The organism is Curtobacterium sp. USHLN213, assembly GCF_037144815.1.
Taxonomy (GTDB): Bacteria; Actinomycetota; Actinomycetes; order Actinomycetales; family Microbacteriaceae; genus Curtobacterium.
In genome coordinates this window covers 172,286-190,008 of sequence record NZ_JBBCYQ010000002.1, presented here as the reverse complement: position 1 = coordinate 190,008, position 17,723 = coordinate 172,286, and the positions used below count along the sequence as shown (strand labels likewise).

The window sequence follows — 17,723 nt, the reverse complement described above, 5'->3', positions numbered from 1 at the left end:
CTGCCACGATGGGACCGTGGTGGTGATCGCGGAGGAACGACCGGGCGGGGACGAACTCCTGGCGCTGTACCGCGACGTCGGGTGGACGGCGTACACGCGGGACCCGGAGACCCTCGTCGCCGCGGTCCTCGGGTCCCACCTCGTGCTGACCGCCCGGGACGCGACGGGCTCGCTCGTCGGGATGGTCCGGACCGTGTCCGACGGCGTGGCGATCGTGTACGTGCAGGACGTCCTCGTCGCACCCGAGCACCACCGGGCCGGCATCGGCGGGGCCCTGCTCGACGGCGTCCTCGAGCGGTACGCACACGTGCGCCAGACCGTGCTGACGACCGATGCCGAACCGGGGCAGCGGGCGTTCTACGAGTCGCGGGGCTTCGTCGAGGTGCACGACGTCGTGCCGACTCCGCTCCGCTCGTTCGTCCTGCTCCGCTGACCGGAGTCGGCCACGGGGAACACCATCGTGCCCTCGTCGAAGGAGATCAGGTACTTGGTCACGAGCGTGAGGGTACGCTCAGCGGGCCGCGGGCTCGTGCACGGTCTCGAGCACCTCGGTGCCCATCGTCCGCAGGGCGTCGATGACCGCCAGCCGCCGCTGCAGCGAGTCGTCGTCGAACGTCACCGTGACGGCGTAGCTCACCGACGACCCGGGCCCGCGCAGGATCCCGGCCTCGGCCCGCACGCCCGTGCTCGACCCGGTCGCCGAGACGACCTGCAACCCGTGGTCCAGTGCGCGGTGCGCGAGCGGGTCCAGCCCGAACGACCCCGCGACGAGGCTGAGGTCGGACGCGAGGGACAGCCATCCGAGCACCCGGTTCGACACCGCCTCGTCGACGACCTCGCCGAGTGCCAGGCCCCGCATGAGCCAGGCGAGCTCGCCCGTCGGCGCGACCGAGGCGTCCGGAGCGTCGTCCGGCCCGCGACGGTCCCGCACCCGGTCGATGAGGGCGGTCCGTTCGATCCCGAGCGACTCGGCGCGCTCGCGGACGGCGTCGATCCCGACGGTCGAGAGCAGCGCGTTCATCGCCCAGGCGTCCGCACCGGCACCGACGAGGGTCGCCAGGTCGGACACCTGCATGGTCGGCTCCTGCAGGAACTGCCAGAGCCCGGCACCGGTCGCGGTGTCGCGCGCCATGCGCTGCAGCCGGTCCCCGTGCAGCCCGCCGTCCTCGAGCCGCGCCGCGACCTCGACGAGGAGCAGCACGCGGCCGAGGCTCGCCACCGGTTGGACGAGCGTGTCGTCCACGGCCAGCAGGGCCTTGCCCGTCGAGGTGTCGATCACCGAGGCACTGACAGACGCGCCGTCCCGTGCGATGGCGCCGAGCGCCTGCAGCGTCGCGGCGAACCGGTTGTCGGCACCACCGCGGTGCCGCCCGCGCGCACGCCCGTCGGCCCCGCCGGCGTGCTGCCGTCGCCGCGACCGGCGAGCCGCTCCCGACTCCGACGACGGAGCCGCGTCCGGCTCGGCCATCACCAGATCGAGACGCGCTCGGCCGGGTCGAGGTACATCGCGTCCCGCTCGGTCACGCCGAAGGTGTCGTAGTAGACGTCGATGTTGCGGACCACCTGGTTGCAGCGGAACTCGGTCGGCGAGTGCGGGTCGATGCTCAGCAGACGGGCGGCTTCCTCCGGACGGATCGCCATCCGCCAGGCCTGCGCCCAGCTGAGGAAGAAGCGCTCGGCACCGGTGAGGCCGTCGACCACCGGCGGCTCCTGCCCGTCGAGGGACAGCAGGTACGCCTTCCACGCGATCGACAGCCCGCCGAGGTCGCCGATGTTCTCGCCGATCGTCAGGGCGCCGTTGACGTGGCCGTCCGGGACCTCGGTCGGGACGAGCGCGTCGTACTGCGCGATGAGCGCCTTGGTGCGCTCCTCGAACGCGGTGCGGTCCGCCTCGGTCCACCAGTTCTCGAGCCGGCCGTCGCCGTCGTACTGGGAGCCCTGGTCGTCGAAGCCGTGCCCGATCTCGTGCCCGATGACGGCACCGATCGCGCCGTAGTTCGCGGCGGCGTCACGCCCGGCCTCGAAGAACGGGAACTGCAGGATCGCCGCCGGGAACACGATCTCGTTGAACCCGGGGTTGTAGTACGCGTTGATCGTCTGCGGGGTCATGAACCACTCGTCGCGGTCGATCGGCTTGCCGATCTTGCCGAGCTCGCGGTCGACCTGGAAGCTCGCGACGGCGCGGACGTTGCCGATGAGGTCGTCGGCGGACACCGGCAGCGCGGAGTAGTCCCGCCACTTGACCGGGTACCCGATCTTCGGCGTGAACTTGTCGAGCTTGTCGAGGGCCCGAGCACGCGTCTCGTCGGTCATCCAGTCGAGGGCGGTGATGCTCTGCCGGTAGGCCTCGACCAGGTTCGCGACGAGGTCGTCCATCGTCGCCTTCGAGGTCTCGTCGAAGTGCTCCTGCACGTAGATGCGGCCGACGGCCTCGCCCATGGCCCCCTCGACCAGCGAGACCCCGCGCTTCCAGCGCTCGCGCTGCTTGGGCGCACCGGTGAGCGCGGTGCCGTAGAACGAGAAGTTCGTCGCCGAGAAGGCGCTCGTCAGGTAGGCCGCGGAGGCGCGGATCACCTGCCAGCGCAGCCAGTCCTTCCAGACGTCCAACGGCTGGTCGCGGAGCAGCTCCGCCAGACCGGTCACGAACGACGGTTCGCGGACGACGACGGTCTCGAAGGCGCCGGCCGGTGCGTCGATCGCTTCCCACCAGAGGCGGAGGTCGATGCCGTCGGCGAGCGCCGCGACCTCGGCCCACGGCAGCTTGTTGTAGGTCTTCTGGCTGTCGCGGGTGGTGACGTTGTCCCAGTGCTTCGACGCCAGTGCGGTCTCGAGGGCGATGACGTGCTCGGTGCGGTCGCCGCCGTCCTCGAAGCCGGCGAGCGGGAACATCGCGGCGACGAACTCGCGGTACTTCGTGCGGATGTCGGCGAAGCGGTCCTCGCGGTAGTACGACTCGTCGGGCAGCCCGAGGCCGGACTGCTCGAGGAAGACCACGTAGGACTCCGGGTCGCCCGGGTCGTTGTCGACGAAGAGCTGCAGGAAGCTCGGCAGGCCGAGGCGCTCGAAGCGTCCGACCATGCGGATGACGTCGTCGACCGAGTCGACGGCGGCGATCTCGGCGAGCAGGGGCTCGATCGGCGCGGTGCCCAGGGCCTCGAGCCGGTCCTCGTCGGTGAAGGAGGTGAAGAGGTCGCCGACCTTGCGGTCCTCGGTGCCGGGCGCGGCCTGCTGGGAGCGCTCGATGATGTCCCGCACGGCGATCTCGGCGGCCTCGGCCAACACCGTGAACGAGCCGTACCGTGCCTTGTCGTCGGGGATCGGCGTCGATGCGATCCACGAGCCGTTCACGTGGCGGTACAGGTCGTCCTGCGGGCGGACCGCGGCGTCCAGCTCGTCGGTGTGGATCCCGGAGGTGCTTGCGACGTCGGTCATGCGGTCAACGATAGCCACCGTCGCCCTGATCGAGCGGTGTCAGCCACGGTGGGCACCCCGGCGCCCGAGTGCCCGCGCTCCCGCGAGCCCGCCGAGCCCCGCTGCGAGGAGCACCCCGGCGACGCCGAGCGGCACCGAGGGGTCCTCACCCGTGTACGCGAGCCGCCCGCTGGGCACGGCGGTGATCCGGCCCGCGGTGACCTGCGGTGCGGCCCGGTGGTTGCCGGTGGAGACGCCGGGACCCGCGCCGGGGCCGTGACCGTGCTCGGGTGCGGGGCGGACCGGGAGCCTCGGCAGCACGAGTCGGAGCGCACCCTGCTCGACCCCCTGCACCCGCTGCCGGGCGACCACGACGTCCCCGGGCAGCGTCGCGCGCGGGACGACGAGTTCCCAGCCGCGACCGATCGCGGCGGTGATCGGTCGGCCGCCGGCTCCGTCCACCGGCGTCCCGCTCGCGGTCTCGAGCGCCACCACGCCGCCGGGCTCGCCGGTGCCGGAGAGTCGCACGGAGCCGTCGGGGAGCTCCTCGACCGAACCGGTGATCGCGATCGGCACGGTGACGAGGGCGTCCGTCGTCCCGATCGGTGTCCCGTCGTCGAACGTCGTGACCGTGATCCGGTGGAACCGCACGGTCTCGGGGAAGGGCAGCTCCGCGCGCCAGGTGGTGTCGGTCGAGGTGGTGGCGACGACCGGTTCACCGTCGGCACCGAGGACCGGCCCCGACGCGTCCGCGAACCGGAGCGTCGTGCCGACGGGCGCCCGTCCGGCGAGGGTGGTGCGCCGGGTCTCGCGGGAGGCCGAAGCGGTGCCGACCTCGGCCGCTCCGGAGAGCTCGTACGAGTCCCGGCCGATGCCGTTGACCGTGCCGTCGAACACGCGCTCCACCACGATGTCGTGTCGGCCGGGGGCGCGGTCGCGCAGGACCGCGCGCCAGGGCGCACCGGCTTCGGCGACGACGTCCGCGACGGGTTCGCCGTCGTCGGTGACGACGTAGCGTGCCGGACGGCTCACCCCGCTGCCCTCGAGCGTGATGGTGCGGGTGAACGGATCGATCGTCGGGACCCACGTCGGCGGGAGCAGCCCGAGCACCTCGACGGGCAGGTCGACCGTCTCGCCGGTCACCTGCGACGTCACGTGCAGCACGCGGGGCCCGGGGCCGACCCGGAGTCCGGCGCTCCACACGCCGTCGCGGACCTCGGTCCAGACGGTGTCGGCGCCGTCGACCGCGATCGCGACGCTGCCGCCCGTGGGTCCGGTCCCGGTCAGCTCGACGCGTCCGGTGGCGTGCTCGATCGAGCGGACCTGCGCGGTGAAGTCCGCCGCGGAGGCCGTCCGCTCGTGGGCCGGTGCGGCGACGGCACCGGTCAGGCCGACGACGGGCGAGAACGCCACGGCGAGCGCGGCGCACCAGGCGGCGATCCGCCGGTGCGGGGTGGATCGGACGGACTTCGACATGGGCAGCGCTCCTCGTGTGGTACGTCACACACCATATACGGAGCGACGGACATCCTCGGCGGGATCGTCACGAGCGGTGGACTGCCGCTAGCGTCGACCCCATGGGACTTCCGTGGAAGCTGCACGGGGACGGCGCGACCGTCTCCGCGACGACGATCGTCGCGCCGGACGAGCGCCTCACCTGGGGCCGGACGATCGGCCTCGGCGTGCAGCACGTCGTGGCGATGTTCGGCGCGACCTTCCTCGTGCCGCTGCTCACCGGCTTCCCGCCGGCGACGACGCTGCTCTTCAGCGGCATCGGCACGATCCTGTTCCTGCTCATCACCGGCAACCGGCTGCCGAGCTACCTCGGCTCGTCCTTCGCGTTCATCGCCCCGATCGCCGCCGCGACGAAGATCGGCGGCATCCCGCTGGCCCTGTCGGGGATCATCGTCGTCGGGGTGCTCCTCGCGGCCGTCGGCGCCGTGGTGCACCTGGCCGGCGCCGGGTGGATCGACCGCCTCATGCCGCCCGTGGTCTCCGGCGCGATCGTGGCCCTCATCGGCTTCAACCTCGCCCCGGCCGCCCGCGACAACTTCACGAAGGCCCCGGTCGTCGCGGTGATCACCCTCGCCGCGATCATCCTCGTGACCGTGCTCTTCAAGGGGCTCATCGGGCGCCTGTCGATCGTCATCGGCGTGGTCGTCGGGTACCTGGCGGCACTGATCGCCGGCGAGGTCTCGTTCGACGCCGTCGGCAAGGCCGCCTGGATCGGTCTGCCCGAGTTCACCGCGCCGGCGTTCGACCCGTCGCAGCTCGCGATCTACCTGGCGTTCGTGCCGGTCGTCCTCGCGCTCATCGCCGAGAACGTCGGCCACGTGAAGGGCGTCGGACAGCTCACCGGTCGTGACCTCACCCCGCTCACCGGGCGAGCACTCTTCGCCGACGGCATCTCCACCGTCCTCGCGGGCGTCGGCGGTGGCTCGGCGACGACCACCTACGGCGAGAACATCGGCGTGATGGCCGCCACCCGGGTCTTCTCGACCGCGGCGTACTGGGTGGCCGCGATCGTGGCCGTCCTGCTCGGCCTCTCCCCCAAGGTGGGCGCCGTCATCTCGTCCGTCCCGCCGGGGGTCCTCGGCGGAGCGACCACCGCGCTCTACGGGCTCATCGGCGTCATCGGCATCCGGATCTGGGTCGAGAACCGCGTCGACTTCGCGAAGCCGAAGAACCAGCTGACCGCGGGCATCGCGCTCATCATCGGCATCGCCGACTTCACGTTCTCGTTCGGTCAGGCGAGCTTCGGCGGGATCATCCTCGGCACGGTCGCGGCGATCGTGGTCTACCACGTGATGGACCTCGTGGGCCGTGCCCGCGGGACCGACGAGGCGACGCCCGAGGTGCCGGAAGGGGCCCACGCCGCCACCGGCGGGGTCCCCGCCGAACCGCGCGCTGACTGACGCGGGCACCCGCCGGACGGGAGGCGCGGGTCGGCGCCGACCCGCGCCTCCCGTCCGACCCGTCACCGGTCCGGGCGTGCGCGCACCACGCGTGGTCCGCATCGCCGCCAGAATGGGTCGGTGCCCGGACCGACGCGACCCGCAGTGACCACCGAGCGGCGCGCGGTCGACCGCGACATCGTCCGCCTCGCGGTGCCGGCGCTCGGTGCGCTCGTCGTCGAGCCGCTGTTCCTGCTGACCGACACCGCGCTCGTCGGGCACCTCGGTGCGACGGCCCTCGCTGCCGTCGGCCTCGCCGGCGCCGTCCTGCAGACCGTCACGGGGCTGCTCGTGTTCCTCGCGTACTCGACGACCCCGGCCGTGGCCCGCGCGCTCGGCGGCGGCGACCGACGCGGGGCCGTGCACGCCGGCATCGACGGGATGTGGCTCGCGCTCGTGCTGGGCGTGGTCCTCGCGCTCGTGGGCTGGCCGCTCGCCGGACCGCTGGTCGACCTGTTCGGTGCGTCGGCCGACGTGTCGGCGGCGGCGACCGCCTACCTGACGGTGTCGCTCGTCGGGCTGCCCGGGATCCTCGTCGTCACCGCCTCGACCGGGCTGCTCCGTGGACTGCAGGACACGAGGACGCCGCTCGTCGTCGCCACCGTCGGGTTCGTCGCGAACGGGCTGCTCAACGCCGTCCTCATCTACGGCGCGGGCTGGGGCGTCGAGGGGTCGGCCGCCGGCACCGTCATCGTGCAGTGGGCGATGGCGATCGTGTACGTCCGGATCGCGGTCCGCGCGGCGCGTGCGTCGGGGGCTCCACTGCGCCCGGGCGCCTCGGGCGTCGCGCGGGCGCTGCGGTCCGGTGCCTGGCTGTTCCTGCGGACGGCCTCGCTGCGCGTGGCGATGCTCGCGACGGTCGGCGCCGCCGCGGGGCTCGGGACGACCGGGCTCGCGACCACCCAGGTCGGGTTGACCGTGTTCTCCACCCTGGCGTTCGCGCTCGACGCCCTGGCGATCGCCGGGCAGGCACTCGTCGGACACGGGCTCGGGGCTCGGGACCCGGCGCGGGTGCGGCTGGTGACGCGGCGGCTCGTCCTGCTCGGGATCGCCGGCGGTGTGCTGCTCGGGGTGCTGACCCTCGCCGTGAGCGGGGTGCTCGGGCCGGTGTTCTCCGACTCGTCCGCCGTGCGTGGCGCGCTGCCCGTCGTCCTCGTGCTCATCGCCGTGGGGATGCCGGTCGCGGGGTACGTGTTCGTGCTCGACGGGGTGCTGATCGGCGCCGGGGACGCGCGGTACCTGGCGATCGCGGGCGGGGTGAACCTCGTCGTGTACCTGCCCCTGCTCTGGTGGGCGGGAGGGACCCTCGCGGGACTGTGGGCCGCGTTCGCGCTCGGGTACATCGGGGTGCGGGCGGTGACGCTCGGGGTGCGGGCGCACCGGCGCGGGTGGGTCGAACAGGCGTTGGCGCGGTGAGCGTGCGTCCGGCTCCCGCTCCGGCCGCGGCCTCGTCCGTCGCGTCGTCGGCCGCGCTCGCCACCGTCGGCATCGGGGTGCAGGGCGTCGCGAAGCTGCTCGTGACCGTCGTCGTCGGTCGGGTGTTCGGTACCGAGACCCTCGGGCAGACCACCGCGCTCCTGTCGCTCTCGGTCTTCGTCGCCCTGCTCTGGCCGAACGCCGCGGGCAACACGGCCTCGCGGTACCTGGCGATCGCGCTGCGCGGACGACGCTCCGACGCCGCGGTGAACCGGCTGCTCGGGCTGTCCATGCTCGTCTCGACCCTGGTGCTCGCCGCCGTCACCGTGCCGATCGCCCTCGCGTGGGGCAACGGCCCGGGCACGGTGCTCGGTGGTGTCGCGGTCGTCGTCGGGTACGGGCTGTACTGCTACGCCCGCGGAGCGCAGCTCGGCTACGGCCGTGCTCCGAAGGTCGCGCTGTGGGACGGCGTGACGAGTGTGCTCGCGCTCGGGCTGCTCGTGCTCGCCTGCGTCGCCCGGCTCGAGCCGTTCGTGCTGCTGCCGCTCGCGATCGGGTACACCGTCTTCGCCGTCGCCTGCTGGCCGCGGGGGAACGGGTTCGGGCCTGCTGCTCGCGAACCCGTCGGCGGGGTGCTCGGGTTCGCGGGGTGGAACGTGCTCGCGGTGGTGACCTCGAACGGGTTGCTCCAGCTGACGATGATCTCGGCACAGGTCACCGTCTCCGCCCACGACGCCGGCGTCTATGCGGCCGCGTTCACCCTGGCGACCCCCGCGTCGATGCTCGGGCAGGCGCTGGGACAGGTGCTCGTGCCGGCGTTCGCGCATCGGACGGACGGCGGGTCGCTGCGGTCCCGCGGGGCCGTCCTGTTGGTGGTCGGCTTCGCTGCCGGCACCGCCGTGGTGTTCGGCCTCGTGGCGCTGCTCGCCGGGTGGTTCCTGCCGATCGTCTACCCGGCCGAGGGCGCTGCGGCCGTGGCGGACCTGCGGTACCTGATGGTCGGGGTGTGGGTGTTCACCGTCGGGCTCGTGCCGGCGGCGCTGTTGCTGGCGGCGGGGCGGTCGCGGCAGGTGGCGCTGGCGTCGGTGGCCGGGTTCGTCGTCGGGGCGGTGCTCATGGCGGTGCTCGGGCCGGTCGCGGGGGTGGCCGGGGGGACGACGGGGTTCCTCGTGGGGAGCGCGGTGAACCTCGTGGCGGTGGTGGGGCTCGGGGTGCGTCGATGGAGCCCGTAACCTGCCGTCGGCGACTCGTACCGTGGGACGATGGACCTCGAGCGAATCTGGCCGCTGTTCGGATTGCGGCTCACCACTCCGCGGCTGGAGCTCCGGCCGCTGCGCGATGACGACCTCCCGGGCCTCGTCGACGCAGCCCTGTCCGGCGTGCACGATCCCGCTCGCATGCCGTTCGGTGTCCCGTGGACGGACGCCGAACCGGACGCCCTGGCTCGTTCACTCGCGCAGTACCACTGGAAGCTCCGGTCGGGGGTGACCAGCACCGCATGGGGCGTGAGCTTCACGGTGCTCCACGACGGCACACCCATCGGCGTGCAGGAACTCCACGGCCGACGCTTCGCGGCACGGAAGACCGTCGAGAGCGGCTCTTGGCTCGCGCGGCCTCATCAGGGCCTCGGATTCGGCACGGAGATGCGGGCGGCGCTCCTGCTGTTCGCGTTCGACCATCTCGGTGCCGAATGGGCGGAGTCGAGCGCGGCGGCGTGGAACCACCCGTCGCTGCAGGTCTCGGAGAAGCTCGGCTACCTGATGAACGGTGTGACTCGTGCGCAGACCCGCGACGACGAAGTCGTGGACGAGGTCCGGGTCCGGCTGAACCGGGACGACTTCGTCCGCCCGCACTGGACGCTGCGGACTACGGGGACCGAAGCCGCGATGGAACTGCTGCGGTAGCCGTCCGCTCGGACGACGGAGGCACGGCCGGTGAGCCGGAGGTCCACCCACGGACCTACGAGCCGGCGGTCTCGATCATCGCGAGCACGTGTGGGGCGCTCCAGCGCAGGAGCGCGTCGGAGGGCGGTGCTTCGAGGTCCTCGCCCCAGATCGCGACGGCCGCCCCCGACATCGGACCCGCCAGACGTGCGCCCGAGTCCCCGTCCCAGGCCCGGAGCGACCAGTGCTCGCGGAGATCGGCGACGGTGTACTCGCTGTCGGCCGCATCGAGGTCCGTCGGCACCTCGTACAGGTAGTACGAGTCGTAGTTCAGCAGGTCGATCCCCGCGGCGTACAGGTCGTTCGCACCCGCCCGTCGCTCGCGGCGCTCGCGGCGTTCCGTCGCGTCCTCGGTGTCGCCGTCGAAGCTCCAGTAGGTGACGTGGATACGCGGATCCAGTCGCCCGAGCGCAGCCCGGTCGATCCCGTCGTTCCACGCCCACACCGCACGGTTGCCGACGGCCGCGGCCATCGTGTTCAACCACTGGACGCGTTCGTCGGCGGTGACGTCGCCGCCCCACTCGTCGCCGCCGATGTGGACGGTGCGGCTCGACGGGAAGGTCCGCGTGACCTCCTGCAGGAGTCGTGCGGCCAACGCGGAGCTCCCGGGCGCCGACGTGTCGAGTTCGCTCTCGCCCGACCGGATCCGGTCCACCCACTGCTTGCCGTGTCCGGCCTCGAGGAGGTCGAACGCCGCAGCCATGTGGCCGGGGGTGTCGATCTCGGGAACGATCGCGATGCCTCGTTGCGCGGCGTACCGGGAGATCTCCCGTGCTTGCGCCGCGCTGAGGAACGGCCGACCGGTGATCCGACTCGTGTAGACGCCGTCCCGGAGATCGGCGTTCGCGAGGGTCTGGCCGAGGACCTCGCTCTCGATGCCCACGTTCTGGTCGTCGGTGAGGTGGAGGTGCAGGAAGCGACCACCGTGATCAGCGAGGAGCGCGATGTACTGCTCGATCAGCGCCACCGGGTAGTAGGCACGAGCCACGTCGAGCATCACGCCGGTGTCGGGACGTGCCCGGGTCGCGCGGGCAGTGGTGACGCTCGTGGCCGAGGTGCCGCACTTCGACAGGGAGAACGCTCCCGTGCACGCGAGGACCGCGTACTTCCCGGCCGGCGCACGAGGAGGCGCGGTGTGCGTCGCGTGGATCGTCGCGCTCGCACCGGCAGCGAGGGACTGCACCGAGACGTGTCCGAGCGTGTACCGCTTGCTCCCGGCCGTCAGGGAGAGCCACGCGTCGGCCGCCGGCTTGCGCGCCACCGAGGTGTTCTTGACCGTCAGCGTCGTGCGCACCGTGGTGCGTGTCGACGTGGTGGTGCTGCTCGCGGTGACCTTGGTGACCACCAGCCGCGGAGCTCCGGACGCATCAGCAGTACCCGCCGATCCGCCGATCGCGTCCGCTCCGATCACGACCGCCGCCGACATCGCGATCACCAGGCCGACGGCGATGCTGCGCTTCACGCGCGACCCCGAGGCTGCCGTCGTCCTCGCATCCGGATCGCGTCTCCCGAGCCCCACAGCACCCCACCCTCGAACCGCTCCGGCGCGGACGGTCCGAGCAGGATCGCACGATCGTACTGGACGCCGTCCCCTGCGACGAGGCTGGCCCGGCACGACGGGTCGCACCCTAGGGTGATCGGGTGTCTTCCCCCGCCGAGGCCCCCGGTCCCACGACCACGACCACGACTGAGACCGAGGCGACGGGCACACGCCGGACCCTGCTCGCCGTCCTCCCGATGACGACGGCGTGGGCGGGAGCGGCGGCCGTCGTGGTCGTGCCGACCGCGAGCGTGGTGGTGGGTGCCGTCGTCGAGCGTTCCCCCGCCGCGTTGCCGTTCATCCTCATCATGACGCCGGCGATGATCGGCGGAGCGGCGGCGGTGTTCGTGTTCGGACTCGCCGCGGGCGCACTCGCGGGCCTGCCCGACCGGTGGCTGGGTCGGCGCCGTCCGAGCGTCACGGGCGACGTGGCCGCCGTGCTGATCCTGACGCTGCTCGTGGCGGGGACGTCGGGTCTCGCCCAACTGCTCGTGCCGTACCTGTTCCCGTGGCCCGTGACCGCTCAGGTGATCGGTGTGGCAGCCGTGACGGCCGTGTCGACGCTGCTCGTCGTCGCGGCCCACCGCAGACGCGAACGTCGGCGGCACGACCTCCGACCGACTGCAGCACAGCCGACGACCGAGGCGCGACGCTAGCGCGCTCGTCCCCGCCGGAGTGCGACCAGTCCGGCGATGCCCAGGACGAGGCCAACGACGCCGCACAGCATCCCGCCGAGGTACACCGCCGCGGCACCGAAGTTCACGCCCCCGCCGATCGGACTGAGGATCACCCAGACCGACCCGGCGGCCGTCGCGACGAAGCCGATCCCGAGGACGACGACCCCAGCCGTCACGAGTCTCCGGCCGTCAGTCACGGTCGGCTTCGCGGTCTGCTTCGCGGGCTGCACGCTTGGCAGCGCGTCGTGCTCGCGCCTCGGCGTCCTGTTGCTCCTGGAGCGGGCTCTTCTGCATCGATCCCCGCGCTGCGAGCACGATCATCACGACGACCAGCACGAGCACGACCGGGACCAGGAAGGTCAAGAACACGCAGCGCCCCCATCGGTCACGAGGCTCTCGGTCGAGCCTCGTGTGCAGCGTAGCCCGCGGGACACCTCAGTGCCGGCTCCCGTCCGCCGGCCCCTCCGCCCGCGGCGGCCCCGTCGTGTCACCGATGCGGAGCTCCGAGCGGAACGCCGCCGGCTGGGGCTCGGCCCCTTCGAGCATCGCCAGGGCAGCACGGGCCGCCGCCTGCCCCTTCTGCACGAACGGCTGCACGAGCGTGGTCAGCTGCCGGATGCGGGTGCGGTGGAACAGGCTGTCGTCCACGGTGATGCCGTCGAACCCGACGACGCTGACGTCCTCGGGCACACGGAGTCCGGCGTCGAGCGCGGCCGAGATCACCCCGACGGCGAGGACGTCGCTCTGCGCGATGACCGCGGTCGGCCGGGGCCCGTCGGGGGCGAAGAGCGCGGTGCCGGCGATCCGGCCTTCCTCGACCGAGCTGCCTGCAGCCTCGATCGCGACCGAGTCGGGGTAGACCCCACGGACCCCGCGCAGGCGTTCGAGGGACGTGAAGGCGATGCCGGCGGCCTCGCGCTCGGCGTCGATCGGCCCGCGGCGGTGCGCACCGTCGAGCGGCAGCGACACGACGGTGACCGCCTCGTGCCCGAGGTCGCGCAGGAAGGCGGCCGCGCGGCGGGAGGCCTCGCGGTTGTCGAGCTGGATCGGCACCGCACCCTCGATGTCGTCCGCCTCGATCGCGACGACGGGGATCTGCCGGCGCCGGAGCACGGCGACCGCGGGGTCGATCCGCACGTTGCAGCCGACGAGGACGACGGCGTCCATGGGGGCGTCGACGAGGGGGACGGCGCCCTGTTCGTCGTCGAGGGGGCTGCGGACGAGCAGCAGCGAGGCACCGGCGGCACCGGCCACCTCGGCGATGCCGTCGAGCGTCAGGACGTTCACCGGGTCGCGGAAGGCATCGCTCAGCCGCTCGTCCATGACGACGCCGATGACGCCGGAGCGACCGCGGCGCAGCGAACGGGCACGCGGGTCCGGGCCGCCGTACCCGAGCTCGGCGGCGGCGGCCAGCACGCGGGCCTTGGCGTCCTCGGAGACCGGGCCGCTGCCGCTGAACGCGAGCGAGGCCGTCGAGGGCGCGACGCCGGCAGCGCGGGCCACGGCGGTGAGGGTGGGACGGCGGGGGCGGACCGGGACGGGACCGGCCGGGACCGCACCGGCGCGCGGGGCATCGGCGGCGTCCTCGCGGTGGTGCTCCGTCCGCGACGCGCCGGGTCCTGTTGCCGGTTCGTCCATCGCCCGTTAGCGTAGCCGGAAACAGCGGTCGAATCGATTCGACCGAGCCGCGACACGCACGGCAGACAGCAGCGAAGCACGATGGGACCACCATGACGACGACGTCCGCCCGCACCACACCCTCGACACGGGCCTGGATCACCGCGGTGTTCGTCGTGTTCACCCTGTCCGGCCTCGACATCGCGACCTGGCTCGGCCGGATCCCGAGCGTCCGCGACTCCCTCGGAGCGAGCACCTTCGAGATGGGCCTGCTCGTGCTCGGCATGGCGGTCGGCTCGATCGGCGGCCTGACCTTCGCCGGGCACATCGTCGCGAAGCTCGGGGCTCGCCGCGGCGTCCAGGTGGCCGCAGCGTGCCTGGCCCTCGGGATGGTCTTCGCCGGACTGGCGGTGAGCCTCGGGTGGGGCTTCGCCGCCATCTGGATCGCGCTCATCGCGTTCGGGTTCGGCAACGGCCTGTGCGACGTGTCGATGAACGTGTCCGGCGCCGCGGCGGAGAAGGCGGGCGGCCGCACGATCATGCCGCTGTTCCACGCCGCGTTCAGCCTCGGCACGCTCGCCGGTGCCGGCCTCGGAGCCCTCGCCGAGGCGCTCGAGGTCCCGGTCGCGTGGCACTTCATCGTCCTCGTCGTCGTCACGAGTGCCGCGATGCTCGTCGCCGTCACGCGCTTCCAGGACGAGCACCGCTTCGAGGAGCACGTCGCCACCGACACCAGCCCGGTACCGACGCCGGTCAGCCGCTGGCAGGTCTGGGCCCAGCCGTCGACCCTGCTCATCGGCGTGATCGTGCTCGGCATGGCCCTGGCCGAGGGCTCGGCGAACGACTGGCTGCCGCTGGCCATGATCGACGGGCACGGCCTCGACAACGCCGCGGGCGCCGCCGTCCTCACGGTGTTCCTCGCCGCCATGACCGTCGGCCGGGTGGCCGGCAGTCCGCTCATCGACCGGTTCGGGCGGGTGCCGATCCTCCGCATCAGCGCCGCCGTCGCGGTCGTCGGCCTCGGCATGCTCATCTTCATCGACAACGTGCCGCTCGCGATCGTCGGCGTCGTGCTCTGGGGTCTCGGGGCGAGCCTCGGCTTCCCGATGGGCATGTCCGCCGCGGCCGACGACCCCCGGACCGCCGCCGCTCGGGTCAGCGCCGTGGCGACGATCGGGTACGTGGCGTTCCTCGCGGGACCGCCGCTCATCGGGTTCCTCGGCGAGCACGTGGGGCTGCTCGGTGCGCTCCTGGTGGTCTTCGTGTTCATCATCGCGGCGGGACTCGCGTCGGGTGCCGCCCGTGAGCGCGGCGCCGCCGCCCGGCCGACCCGCCGGGGCGGCGACGTGGACGGCGGGGGCGAGCCGCGCCTCCAGGCCCAGCGCGCCGACGCGGCCACGAGCGCCGACAGCACCACGGGCGGTCGCGACGCCGGTTAGGCTCTCCGGGTGCGTCTCGTCATCGCCCGCTGCTCCGTCGACTACGCGGGCCGGCTCTCAGCCCACCTGCCGCTCGCGACCCGTCTGCTCATGCTGAAGGCCGACGGTTCGCTGCTCGTCCACTCCGACGGCGGCAGCTACAAGCCGCTCAACTGGATGAGCCCGCCGTGCTCGATCGAGATCACCGAGCCGGACGAGGAGCAGTCGAGCGCCGGCATCACGCAGGTGTGGACGGTCACACAGAAGAAGACGCAGGACAAGCTCATCGTCTCCCTGTACGAGGTCGTCTCCGACGAGTCCCACGACCTCGGCGTCGATCCGGGCCTCGTGAAGGACGGCGTCGAGGCGCACCTGCAGCAGCTCCTCGCGGAGCAGATCGAGCTGCTCGGCGACGGCCACACGCTGGTCCGCCGCGAGTACATGACCGCGATCGGCCCGGTGGACATCCTCGCCCGCGACGATGCCGGGGCGAGCGTCGCCGTCGAGATGAAGCGGAACGCCAACATCGACGCGGTCGAGCAGCTCACCCGGTACCTCGAGCTCATGAACCGCGATCCGCTGCTGCGGCCGGTGCAGGGTGTGCTCGCCGCGCAGACGGTGGCGCCGCAGGCACGGACCCTCGCCGAGGACCGCGGGATCCGCGTCCTCGTGCTCGACTACGACGCGATGCGCGGCATCGAGGGCGGCCACACCCGCCTCTTCTGAGCGGTCGGACTGGAGGCGCGGCTCGCGTCCGCCGGTGCCGTCGCGCCCGCCGGGCGGTCGCCGCCAGGGCCCCGGCTAGGCTGAGTGGGACATGACCAGCCCGTTCTCCGCCATCCTCTTCGACCTCGACGGCACCATCAGCGATTCCGCGCCGGGCATCCTCGAGAGCCTCACCCACACGTTCCGGAAGGTCGGGGTCCCCGTGCCGGACCACGCGACGCTGCTGTCGTTCGTGGGCCCGCCGATCATGGACACCTTCACGACGGCGATGGGCATGGACGCCGAACAGGCCGAGCACACGCTGTCCGTCTACCGCGAGCACTACTTCTCGCACGGCGCCCTCGACTCGGCGATGTTCCCCGGGATCGACGTCGTCCTGCGCACCCTGCACGATGCCGGGCTGCCGATCTCGACCGCGACGAGCAAGCCCGAGACGCCGGCGACGTACATCCTCGAGCACTACGGCCTCACCGGTGACATCGACATCATCACGGGCGCCAGCGACGACGAGGTCCGCTCGTCGAAGGCCGACGTGGTCGAGGAAGCGCTCCGCCGCCTCGACGCCCGCGGGTTCGACACGAGCCGTCCGGTGCTGATCGGGGACCGCCTGCACGACGTCCAGGGGGCGGCCGTGCACGGTGTCCCGACGATCTTCGCCGAGTGGGGCTACGGCTCCCCCGCCGAGGCCGAGGGCACCATCGCGCAAGCCGCGACCCCGCTCGACCTGCTCCCGATCCTGCTGCCGTCCTCGTGACGACCGGGGCGGGCGGCCGGGCGGCGGCGGGACTGCGCGGTGCCGCCTGGCTGCTGCCGGCCGCCATCGTCCTCATCGCGCTGAACTTCCGCGGGCCGATCGTCGCGACTGCCCCGGTCATCGGCGACGTCCGTGTGGACCTCGGCCTGACCGCGACGGTCGCCGGGCTGCTGACGACGATCCCGGTCCTCTGCTTCGCGCTCGCGACGCCGTTCGCCAGCTGGGTCATCGCGAAGGCCGACCCCGAGCGCGCGGTGTCGCTCTCCCTCGTCATCGTGCTCGTCGGCACCGTCGTCCGCTCGATGCCGTCGTCCGCGGCGCTGCTCGTCGGCACCGCCGTGATCGGCATCGGCATCACGATCGGCAACGTGGTGATCCCCGTCGTGATCCGGCGGGACACCTCGCCCGAGCGGGTCGGCCTGGTCACCGGTGTGTACACGTCCGCGCTCAACGTCGGGTCGATGATCACCTCGCTCGGCACCGCGCCGATCGCTGCGAGCTGGGGCTGGCCGGTCGCGATCGCGGTCTGGGCGGTGTTCGCCGTGGTGGCCGGTCTCGCCTGGACCTACGCGGTCGGCGCCCGGGCCGCGTGGCGCCGTCCGACGGCGTCCGAGCCCGTCGTCGAGACGGGGCCGATCGACCAGGTCCTGGGCACGGGTGCGATCCGGACGGTCGACGGCGGTGCGGGGTCCGCGCAGGTGCGCCCCGCTCGTCGGCTCATCACCTGGGGGCTGACCCTCGCGTTCGGCGGCCAGGCGTTCTCGTACTACGCCCTCACCGCGTGGATCCCGACGCTGCTGCACGACGAGATCGGCTTCTCGAAGGCGTCGTCCGGGGCGAGCTCGTCGGTGTTCCAGATCCTCGCGGTCGTCGGGGCGCTCGGTGTCCCGGTGCTCGCGGCGAAGTGGCGTCCGCGCGCGATCATCGCCCTCGTCGCGTTCCTCTGGCTCGCGATGCCGCTCGGGCTGCTGTTCGCGCCGCAGCTCTGGCTGCTCTGGTCCGTCCTCGGCGGCGCGGCACAGGGCGGCGGCATCACGGTGATCTTCATCGTGATCGTCCGGATCGTGTCGAGCGACGCCGACGCGCGGCGGATGTCCGCGTTCGTGCAGGGTGGCGGGTACCTGCTCGGTTCCGCGGGGCCGCTCGTCGCCGGTTCGTTGCACGGGATCACCGGCGACTGGACGGCACCGTTGCTCGTCGTGCTCGTCGCCGTGCTGACGCTCGGGATCGTGGGGACGTTCGCGGCCCGACGGGTGGCCTGAGACAA

Annotated in this window: 17 protein-coding genes; 10 read left to right on the top strand and 7 right to left on the bottom strand. The window is 72.7% G+C overall.

Translation table 11 applies throughout. The annotated features are described in order from the left end of the window. The first annotated feature begins 16 nt into the window (after positions 1-16). Complete coding sequence (locus WFH25_RS03450) at positions 17-433, top strand: GNAT family N-acetyltransferase (protein WP_336696825.1); 417 nt, start codon at positions 17-19, stop codon at positions 431-433. Positions 434-511: 78 nt separating this feature from the next. Here the strand turns inward: WFH25_RS03450 and WFH25_RS03445 are convergent, their stop codons facing one another. The 3 genes from WFH25_RS03445 to WFH25_RS03435 are packed head-to-tail and all read right to left on the bottom strand — an operon-like array spanning position 512 to position 4,887. Then, a complete protein-coding gene (locus tag WFH25_RS03445; protein WP_336696824.1) occupies positions 512-1,468 on the bottom strand; it encodes a serine hydrolase in 957 nt (318 codons plus the stop codon). Next, positions 1,468-3,432, bottom strand: coding sequence for a M13 family metallopeptidase (locus WFH25_RS03440; RefSeq protein ID WP_071302219.1), 1,965 nt, complete (start codon positions 3,430-3,432; stop codon positions 1,468-1,470). Before WFH25_RS03440 ends, WFH25_RS03445 begins: the two co-directional genes overlap by 1 nt. A gap of 39 nt (positions 3,433-3,471) precedes the next feature. Then, positions 3,472-4,887, bottom strand: a complete 1,416-nt coding sequence (locus WFH25_RS03435; RefSeq protein ID WP_336696823.1) for a hypothetical protein — start codon at positions 4,885-4,887, stop codon at positions 3,472-3,474. 101 nt (positions 4,888-4,988) lie between these two features. Between WFH25_RS03435 and WFH25_RS03430 the strand changes: the two genes are divergently transcribed. From WFH25_RS03430 to WFH25_RS03415, 4 genes are all read left to right on the top strand, one after another. Next, complete coding sequence (locus WFH25_RS03430; RefSeq protein WP_336696822.1) at positions 4,989-6,326, top strand: uracil-xanthine permease family protein; 1,338 nt, start codon at positions 4,989-4,991, stop codon at positions 6,324-6,326. Between the two features lie 144 nt (positions 6,327-6,470). Further along, positions 6,471-7,781, top strand: a complete 1,311-nt coding sequence (locus tag WFH25_RS03425; protein ID WP_229084595.1) for an MATE family efflux transporter — start codon at positions 6,471-6,473, stop codon at positions 7,779-7,781. Beyond that, complete coding sequence (locus WFH25_RS03420) at positions 7,778-9,013, top strand: lipopolysaccharide biosynthesis protein (RefSeq protein ID WP_336696821.1); 1,236 nt, start codon at positions 7,778-7,780, stop codon at positions 9,011-9,013. Before WFH25_RS03425 ends, WFH25_RS03420 begins: the two co-directional genes overlap by 4 nt. A gap of 30 nt (positions 9,014-9,043) precedes the next feature. After that, on the top strand, positions 9,044-9,685 hold the full coding sequence (locus WFH25_RS03415) for a GNAT family N-acetyltransferase (protein ID WP_336696820.1): 642 nt from the start codon (positions 9,044-9,046) through the stop codon (positions 9,683-9,685). Between the two features lie 55 nt (positions 9,686-9,740). Here the strand turns inward: WFH25_RS03415 and WFH25_RS03410 are convergent, their stop codons facing one another. Continuing rightward, a complete protein-coding gene (locus tag WFH25_RS03410) occupies positions 9,741-11,186 on the bottom strand; it encodes a family 20 glycosylhydrolase (protein WP_336696819.1) in 1,446 nt (481 codons plus the stop codon). Positions 11,187-11,365: 179 nt separating this feature from the next. Here WFH25_RS03410 and WFH25_RS03405 point away from each other — a divergent pair, with 179 nt between their 5' ends. Next, positions 11,366-11,920, top strand: coding sequence for a hypothetical protein (locus WFH25_RS03405; RefSeq protein ID WP_336696818.1), 555 nt, complete (start codon positions 11,366-11,368; stop codon positions 11,918-11,920). On the opposite strand, the gene WFH25_RS03400 is transcribed toward WFH25_RS03405, so the two are convergent. The 3 genes from WFH25_RS03400 to WFH25_RS03390 all read right to left on the bottom strand — a co-directional run bounded on the left by WFH25_RS03400 (position 11,917) and on the right by WFH25_RS03390 (position 13,579). Further along, entirely contained in the window at positions 11,917-12,138 is a 222-nt protein-coding gene (locus WFH25_RS03400; RefSeq protein WP_336696817.1) for a hypothetical protein, read from the bottom strand. The genes WFH25_RS03405 and WFH25_RS03400 overlap by 4 nt on opposite strands. Beyond that, positions 12,131-12,310 (bottom strand): hypothetical protein, encoded by a 180-nt coding sequence (locus WFH25_RS03395; protein WP_156794799.1) that lies wholly within the window; start codon positions 12,308-12,310, stop codon positions 12,131-12,133. Before WFH25_RS03395 ends, WFH25_RS03400 begins: the two co-directional genes overlap by 8 nt. Positions 12,311-12,376: 66 nt before the next feature. Continuing rightward, the gene (locus tag WFH25_RS03390) at positions 12,377-13,579 is read right to left on the bottom strand and encodes a LacI family DNA-binding transcriptional regulator (protein ID WP_336696816.1); all 1,203 of its coding nucleotides are present in this window, start codon (positions 13,577-13,579) and stop codon (positions 12,377-12,379) included. A 92-nt stretch (positions 13,580-13,671) separates the two neighbouring features. Between WFH25_RS03390 and WFH25_RS03385 the strand changes: the two genes are divergently transcribed. From WFH25_RS03385 to WFH25_RS03370, 4 genes are all read left to right on the top strand, one after another. Beyond that, entirely contained in the window at positions 13,672-14,997 is a 1,326-nt protein-coding gene (locus tag WFH25_RS03385) for an MFS transporter (RefSeq protein WP_336696815.1), read from the top strand. 9 nt (positions 14,998-15,006) lie between these two features. Next, entirely contained in the window at positions 15,007-15,702 is a 696-nt protein-coding gene (gene nucS, locus WFH25_RS03380) for an endonuclease NucS (RefSeq protein ID WP_336696814.1), read from the top strand. A gap of 91 nt (positions 15,703-15,793) precedes the next feature. Next, the gene (locus WFH25_RS03375; RefSeq protein ID WP_070417382.1) at positions 15,794-16,456 is read left to right on the top strand and encodes an HAD hydrolase-like protein; all 663 of its coding nucleotides are present in this window, start codon (positions 15,794-15,796) and stop codon (positions 16,454-16,456) included. Then, complete coding sequence (locus WFH25_RS03370; protein ID WP_309887243.1) at positions 16,453-17,718, top strand: MFS transporter; 1,266 nt, start codon at positions 16,453-16,455, stop codon at positions 17,716-17,718. The genes WFH25_RS03375 and WFH25_RS03370 overlap by 4 nt, the downstream gene beginning before the upstream one ends. The last annotated feature ends 5 nt before the right edge of the window (positions 17,719-17,723 follow it).

What these genes read in the sequence shown, in the direction of transcription:
- WFH25_RS03430 (WP_336696822.1), top strand. Translation starts at nt 4,989, where the DNA reads ATGGGACTTCCGTGGAAGCTGCACGGGGACGGCGCGACCGTCTCCGCG.
- WFH25_RS03385 (WP_336696815.1), top strand. Translation starts at nt 13,672, where the DNA reads ATGACGACGACGTCCGCCCGCACCACACCCTCGACACGGGCCTGGATC.
- WFH25_RS03435 (WP_336696823.1), bottom strand. Translation starts at nt 4,887, where the DNA reads ATGTCGAAGTCCGTCCGATCCACCCCGCACCGGCGGATCGCCGCCTGG.
- WFH25_RS03445 (WP_336696824.1), bottom strand. Translation starts at nt 1,468, where the DNA reads ATGGCCGAGCCGGACGCGGCTCCGTCGTCGGAGTCGGGAGCGGCTCGC.
- WFH25_RS03415 (WP_336696820.1), top strand. Translation starts at nt 9,044, where the DNA reads ATGGACCTCGAGCGAATCTGGCCGCTGTTCGGATTGCGGCTCACCACT.
- WFH25_RS03375 (WP_070417382.1), top strand. Translation starts at nt 15,794, where the DNA reads ATGACCAGCCCGTTCTCCGCCATCCTCTTCGACCTCGACGGCACCATC.
- WFH25_RS03440 (WP_071302219.1), bottom strand. Translation starts at nt 3,432, where the DNA reads ATGACCGACGTCGCAAGCACCTCCGGGATCCACACCGACGAGCTGGAC.
- WFH25_RS03390 (WP_336696816.1), bottom strand. Translation starts at nt 13,579, where the DNA reads ATGGACGAACCGGCAACAGGACCCGGCGCGTCGCGGACGGAGCACCAC.